Below are 6,798 nucleotides of genomic sequence, written 5' to 3'. Positions count from 1 at the left end.
GGCCGAGGCCGCGTCGCCGGCCAACGCGCCGCCGCCCGCCGCCGAGTTGCGCCTCATCGCCGTCGCCGCGCGCGCCGCGGTGGGCGCCGACACTGCCGCCATCGCCACGGCGCTGGCCGAACAGAAGCGTCCAGAGCTGGACGCCGAACTCAAAACACCGCAGGGCTTTCCGATCTTCGCCGCGCGCGTGCCCGGCATGGACGATATGGAACTGTACGCCGCCGCGCGGGAACAGGGCGCGCCCGCCGACGCCCTGGCCACGGCCACGCTGCGAGCCACGGCGCTGCTGGCCGAGGTCGCGCGCGCGCTGACCCAAGAGGCGCATGCGCGCGTCACGGATCTGGATGTGCCGGCGCGCGAGGCAGATTGGCCGGTGCTGCGCTTCGAGGTGCTGCTGCCGGCGCACTGGTCCGACGCGGCGCGGCAACACGCGCTCGCGGCGGTGCGCGCGGCCGCCGGGGTCTGGCCCGACGCCCGTATCCGCGCCGCCGGCCACCCGGCGCGCGACACCATGGCCGCCGAGCAGCTGTTGCGCCAGCTTGCCGCCGAGCCGGGCGATGCCCAGGCCGAGCCGCAATGGTGCATCGTGCTGGCCGGCGATGGCTATCTCGACGCCGAGCAGGTCGCCAATTGGGACGCCTCGTCGGCGCTATTGACGCACGCCAATCCGCAGGGACGCGTGCCAGGCGAAGCCGCCGCCGGCCTGCTGCTGGCGCCCGTCGGGACCCAGGCCGAACTGCAGCTCACGCTGTCGCCGGTACTGCCGCGGCAGAAGCCGGCCGACGCGCGGGGCGCCCAGGCCGAAGCGCCCCTGACGGACCTGGCGCGCGACCTGCTGCAGGCCGCCCGTGTCGCGCCCGACAGCATCGCCCATATTCTCAGCGATGCCGATCACCGCGGCAGCCGTCCCCTGGAACCGTTGAGCGTGGCCACGCAGTTGTTTGCCCATCTGGATGGCGGCAAAGACTGCCTGGCCCTCGGCGTGGCCTGTGGCCACACGGGCGCGGCGGCCTCGCTGCTGACGCTGGCCGTGGCCGGCGAAACCTGCATGCAGTTGGACCAACCCGTGCTCACCCTTACCCTGCAAGACCCCGCATTGCGCGCCGCGGCGCTGGTCTCTCGACCCGCCGCCAGCGCGACCGCCTGACCCCAAAACAAAAGCGAAAACCATGCGTAGCCCATCAGGATTGCTTTCTCGATTTTCCAGCGCCATGAGCGACTTCCGCTACTGGAGCGGACGCGTGTTCGCCAACCCGCGCACCTTCATGCTGATCGGACTGGTCGCGCTGATCGTGTTCCTGTTCCTGTTCGCCGACACCATGCAGATCGCCATGACCTGGGCCGGCCTGGTGCTGGGCGTGCTGCTGTGCCTGTGGCTCTGCGCCTACCTCTGGCGCCGGCGCCGCGCGCGGCGCGCCAACCAGAAGCTGGGCGACATGCTGGAGCAGCAGGTGCAGACCGGCGCCGCCGCCAGCCCCGCCGCCAACCGCAGCGAAATCGACGCGCTGCGCGCGCGCCTGACACAGGCCGTGCGCACCATCAAGACCTCCAAGATCGGCCAGACGTCGGGCAACGAAGCGCTGTACGAGCTGCCCTGGTACATCGTCATCGGCAATCCCGCGGCGGGCAAGAGCAGCGCCGTCATCAATTCGGGCCTGCAATTTCCCTTCGCCGACAAGAATGGCGCCGCCGTGCGGGGCGTGGGCGGCACCCGCAACTGCGATTGGTTCTTCACCACGGAGGGCATCCTGCTGGACACGGCCGGCCGCTATTCGGTGCACGAAGAAGACCGCAACGAGTGGATGAGCTTTCTGGACCTGCTCAAGCGGCACCGCCCCAAGGCGCCGATCAACGGCATCATCGTGGCGGCCAGTATCAGCGAGCTGACGGATGCCGGCCCGGAATTCGCCATCAACCTGGCCAAGAACCTGCGCCAGCGCGTGCAGGAATTGACCGACAGGCTGGAAGTGTTCGCCCCGGTATACGTGATCTTCACGAAAGCGGACCTGATCGCGGGATTCTCCGAATTCTTCGCCGATGCCGACGCGCGCGAGCGCGACCGCGTCTGGGGCGCAACGCTTCCGTACGGCGCCGACGAAAGCCGCGATGTGCTGACGCTGTTTGACGAGCGCTTCGATGAACTCTACGAAGGCCTGAAGGAAATGGGCACGGCGCAGATCTCGCTGCGCCGCAACGGCGCCCTGCCGCCAGGGCTGCTGACCTTTCCGCTGGAATTCGCCGGCATCAAGCCGGCATTGCGTACCTTCCTATCGACGCTGTTCGAAACCAATCCGTTCCAGTACAAGCCGGTGTTCCGCGGCTTTTACTTCACCAGCGCCTTGCAGGAAGGCGCCTCGCGCAGCACCTCCACCGACAAGCTCGCCGAGCGCTTCGCGTTGCGCCCGGCCTCGCGTGAAGCCGCGCGCAGCGTTGCCTCGCACAATGGATTTTTCCTGCGCGACCTGTTCTCCAGCGTGATCTTCGCCGACAAGAAACTGGTTCGGCAGCACGCCAGCCCGAACAAGGTCCGCATGCGCTACCTGGCGTTTTCCGGCCTGGTGCTGACGCTGGGACTGGTGCTGGGCGGCTGGAGCTGGTCTTATCTGGGCAACCGGCAACTGGCCAGCAATGTGCAGGCCGACCTGGACAAGGTGGTGCGCCTGCAAAGCGAGCGCACCGACCTGCAGAGCCGGCTGGAAGCCATGGAGATCCTTCAGGACCGCATCGAGCAATTGGACCGTTATTCCAACAGCCGGCCGTTGTCGCTCGGGTTGGGCCTGTACCAGGGCGACGTGCTCAAGCAGCGCCTGCTGGCCGAGTATTACAACGGCCTGCGCCAGTTCATGCTGGTGCCGGTCAAAGCCAGCCTGGAGGATTACCTGGGCCGTGTCGACGTGTCGCAGGCGGCGGCCGCCGGCGCGGCTCGCCCGACGCCGCCCCAGGCCCAGCCGGTACGCGACAATGCCGGCGATACCCTGTTCCAGGATGCCTCGCCCACGGACGTCGACGACGCCTACAACGCGCTCAAGACCTATCTGATGATGGCCAACCGCGAGCACGTGGACCCCACCCATCTGTCCGACCAGATCACCCGCTTCTGGCGCGGATGGCTGGAGACCAATCGCGGCGCCATGCCGCGCGACCAGCTGATCCGCAGCGCGGAGCGCCTGATCTCGTTCTACGTGGCGCGCGCGGCCGATGCCGACTGGCCCCAGATCGAAACCAATCTGGCCCTGGTCGAGCGCACGCGCGGCAACCTGCGCAGCGTGATGCAGGGCATGCCGGCGCGCGAACGCGCCTATGCCACGCTCAAGGCGCGCGCGGCCACGCGCTTCCCCGCCATGACCGTCGCCCGCATCCTGGGCGAGGCCGATGCCGCCGTGGTCGCGGGCAGCTATGCGGTGCCGGGCACGTTCACGCGCGAAGCCTGGGAACAATACATCGAGCCGGCAATTGGCGAAGCCGCGCGCCGCGAAGTCCAAACCAGCGACTGGGTGCTGGGGGTGAACGCGCGCGACGACCTCACGCTGGAAGGCAGCCCCGAGCAGATCCAGAAAAGCCTGGCGACGATGTACAAGACCGAGTACGCGCAGGAATGGCAAAAGATGCTGCGCGGCGTCACCATCAAGCCCTTCACCAGCTTCGAGCAGGCGGTGCAAGGTATGAACCGCCTGGGCGACCCGCAGAACTCGCCGCTGGTCAAGCTGATCAACACCACCTATGAACAGACGTCGTGGGACAACCCGTCGCTGATCAATACCGGCATTGCGCAGGCCCAGACCGGCGTGGTCGCCTGGTTCAAGCGCGTGATCCTGCGCCAGGGCCAGCCGAAGCCGGCCGCGGTGGCGCCCGGCGGTGAACAGATCCCGATGGGCCCGGTGGGCCGCGAGTTCTCCGACGTGGCGCGCCTGGTGGTCACGCGCGACAACCAGTCGCTGCTGGGCAACTACATGAACGCGTTGTCCAAGATCCGCACCCGTTTCAACCTGATCAACAACCAGGGCGACCCGGGGCCGGGCGCGTTGCTGCTGATGCGCCAGACGCTGGAAGGCAAGGACTCGGAACTGGCCGATGCGCTCAAGCTGGTGGACGAGCAGATGCTTGCCGGCCTGACGCCGGCGCAGCGCGAGACGCTGCGCCCGCTGCTGGTGCGCCCACTGATCCAGGGCTACGCCGTCGCCATGCAGCCCGCGCAGGTCGAACTGAACAAGGTATGGAATGCCCAGGTCTACCAGGGCTTCATGCAGAACCTGGCCGAAAAGTACCCGTTCTCGACCAAGGCGGGCATCGAGGCCAGCAGCGAGGAGATCGCCCAGGTCTTCGGCCCGCAGGGCAGCATCGCCAGGTATGTCAATGAAACCCTGGGGCCGCTGACGGTGCGCCGGGGCGACATCCTGACCGCCCGCACCTGGGGCGACATGGGCATCGACCTGCAACCGTCCTTCACCGCCAATTTCGCGCAGTGGGTCGCCCCGCTGTCGGGCGGCGCGGCCGGATCGGGCGCGGCCAGCCAGCCGCAGACACTGTTCCAGATCCAGCCCAAGCCGGCCAGCGGCGTCACCGAATACACGATCGAGATCGACGGCCAGCAGCTGCGCTACCGCAACACGCCTCCGCAATGGGTCAACTTCATCTGGCCCAACGCGCAGGGCGCGCCGGGCGCGCGCATTACGGCCACCGCCTTCGACGGCACCGTGGTCGAAATCGTCAACGAACCAGGCCGTTTCGGCCTGGAGCGCCTGATCTCCGGCGCCCAACGCAAGCCCAACCCGGATGGCAGTTTCGAGATGAGCTGGACCCGATCCAACATCACGGTGCCGGTCAGGCTGCGCATCATCAGCAATGCCCAAGCGGCCAGCGCCGGCGGCACCGAGCCGGGCAGCCAGGGCCTGCGCAACCTGCGCCTGCCCGCCACGGTCGCGGGCGTGTCCCCTCAACCCTCCGTCGCCCCGACGCCTGCCGGAGCGCAGCAATGAGCCATCCGCAGTCCCCCATGTTCCGTACGGCCTACTTCGGCAAGATTCCGTCGCGTGGCGACTTCGTCAAGAACACCTCGCATCCGCAGCTGATGGCGACGCTGGATGCCTGGGTCGCGAACACCATGGAGATTCTGGCCCAGGACCCGCACTGGAAAACGCTGTACGACGAGGCGCAGCCGGCGCCCTTCGCGGTGCTGGGCTCGCGCGGCAAGCTGGCCATCGCGGGCCACTTGCAGCCCAGCCGGGACCAATCCGGGCGGCGCTTCCCGTTCATCAGCGCGACCTCGGTGGAAGTGTCGCGTCCGCTCGACTTCATCGCGCGCAGCCCGCTGGCCTTCAGCCGCATGTGGAACCGCATGGGCAGCGCCGCCGCGCAACTCATGCAGGAAGGCGACCCCGCCGCCGCGCTGCAGACGCTGAACGATCTGGAAGGCGAGATCCGCACCGCCGCCGACGACGGCTTCGACGCCTTCATCGATTTGCAGACAATCGAGCGCGTGCAGGCGATGCTGCGCGGCAACGGCCATGCCGCCAGCATGCACGACATCGTGCTGGCCCTGGGCATCCTGTTGGCGCCGGTCATGTCCAGCGGCTCGTCGCAACTGGACACCGGCCTGGCGCTGCCGCTGCCCGACGACCCGCTCTATATCAACCTGGTGGCGACGTACTGGATGACGCTGATCGCGCCGTTTCTCAACCGCGCCGACTTCGAGATCGCCATGTTCATCGGACAGATCGCGGGCAAGCACCGGCTGGTGGTGGGCTTTCGCGGCGCATCGCCGCAGACGCTGGCAACCCTGCTGTCGACGCCGCAGGCCTTGGCGCAGCATTACATCGTGCTGGAGGACGCCCCCTGGGTGCGTGACCATGTCAGCGCCAGCCACGGCCTGGCCAAGCTATCGAGCTATCTGGATCAACCGCGGCTCTCCCTGCGCCAGGCGCTGGAGACCTTCCGCGAAGTTTTTATCGGAGCCTAGGACATGCGCATAATTTCACTGCTCCTGGCCATCGCCTGCGCCGGCCCGCTCTATGCCCAGGACGCGGCCACGGTGGTGCCCGCCAACGTCATTCCCCAACCCGGCCAGGTCGTCGCCAGTGGCGCGGTGCCCGACGAGGCCACCAAGGCCGACGTGCTGCAACGGCTGCAGAAAGTGTATGGCGTGGGCAATGTGATCGACCGCATCGATGTCGGCGGCGTGGTCGCGCCGCCGAACTGGTCGCAGCACGTGGGCAAGCTGCTCGACAGCCCCCTCAAGCAGATCAATCGCGGCCAACTGGAAATCGACGGCACCCAGATCCGGCTACGTGGCGAGGTGGACAACGAAGCCTCGCGCCAGCGCATCGCCAGCACTTTCGCGACCGCGCTCAACCCCACCTACAAGATCGTCAACGGCCTGCGCGTATCGGCCGGCAAGGACGAGCAGGACGTGCTGGACAACCTGCTGAGCAACCGGGTGGTGGAATTCGAGACCGGCAGCGCCCGCTTGACCGCGCGCGGGCGCGAGTTGCTGGACCGCGTGGCCGACGCCGTGCCGAAGCTGCGCGCCGACAAGATCCAGATCATCGGCCACACCGACAGTTCCGGCAGCCGCAGCACCAACCTGGCGTTGAGCCAGGCGCGCGCCGACGCGGTGCGGGACTACCTGGCGGACAAAGGGCTGCCGGTCTCGCGCTTCGAAGCGATGGGCGTCGGCCCGGATCAACCGGTGGCCACCAATGCCACGCCGGAAGGTCGCGCCAAGAACCGGCGCATCGAGTTCCGCGCGGCGCGCTGAGCCCCCCGGGACCGCCCCCCGGCGCCGCCGGGGCCGGGAGCGGG

Annotated in this window: 4 protein-coding genes; all 4 read left to right on the top strand. The window is 68.2% G+C overall.

The window, feature by feature from the left end; translation table 11 throughout:
* Positions 1-1,147, top strand: a 1,147-nt coding sequence (locus HV701_RS20345; RefSeq protein ID WP_175134818.1) for a hypothetical protein, incomplete at its 5' end; no start/stop codon positions are given.
* A gap of 64 nt (positions 1,148-1,211) precedes the next feature.
* Positions 1,212-4,976, top strand: coding sequence for a type VI secretion system membrane subunit TssM (tssM, locus tag HV701_RS20340; protein ID WP_236756944.1), 3,765 nt, complete (start codon positions 1,212-1,214; stop codon positions 4,974-4,976).
* Positions 4,973-5,956 (top strand): type VI secretion system-associated protein TagF, encoded by a 984-nt coding sequence (gene tagF, locus HV701_RS20335; protein ID WP_175134817.1) that lies wholly within the window; start codon positions 4,973-4,975, stop codon positions 5,954-5,956. The genes tssM and tagF overlap by 4 nt, the downstream gene beginning before the upstream one ends.
* A gap of 3 nt (positions 5,957-5,959) precedes the next feature.
* Entirely contained in the window at positions 5,960-6,754 is a 795-nt protein-coding gene (locus tag HV701_RS20330) for an OmpA family protein (RefSeq protein WP_175134816.1), read from the top strand.
* Positions 6,755-6,798 lie beyond the last annotated feature (44 nt).

Origin of the sequence: Achromobacter pulmonis, from assembly GCF_902859765.1 — a bacterium.
GTDB lineage: Bacteria > Pseudomonadota > Gammaproteobacteria > Burkholderiales > Burkholderiaceae_B > Achromobacter > Achromobacter pulmonis.
Note: the sequence above shows the minus strand (reverse complement) of the source record. Positions and strands in the feature narration are given on the sequence as shown.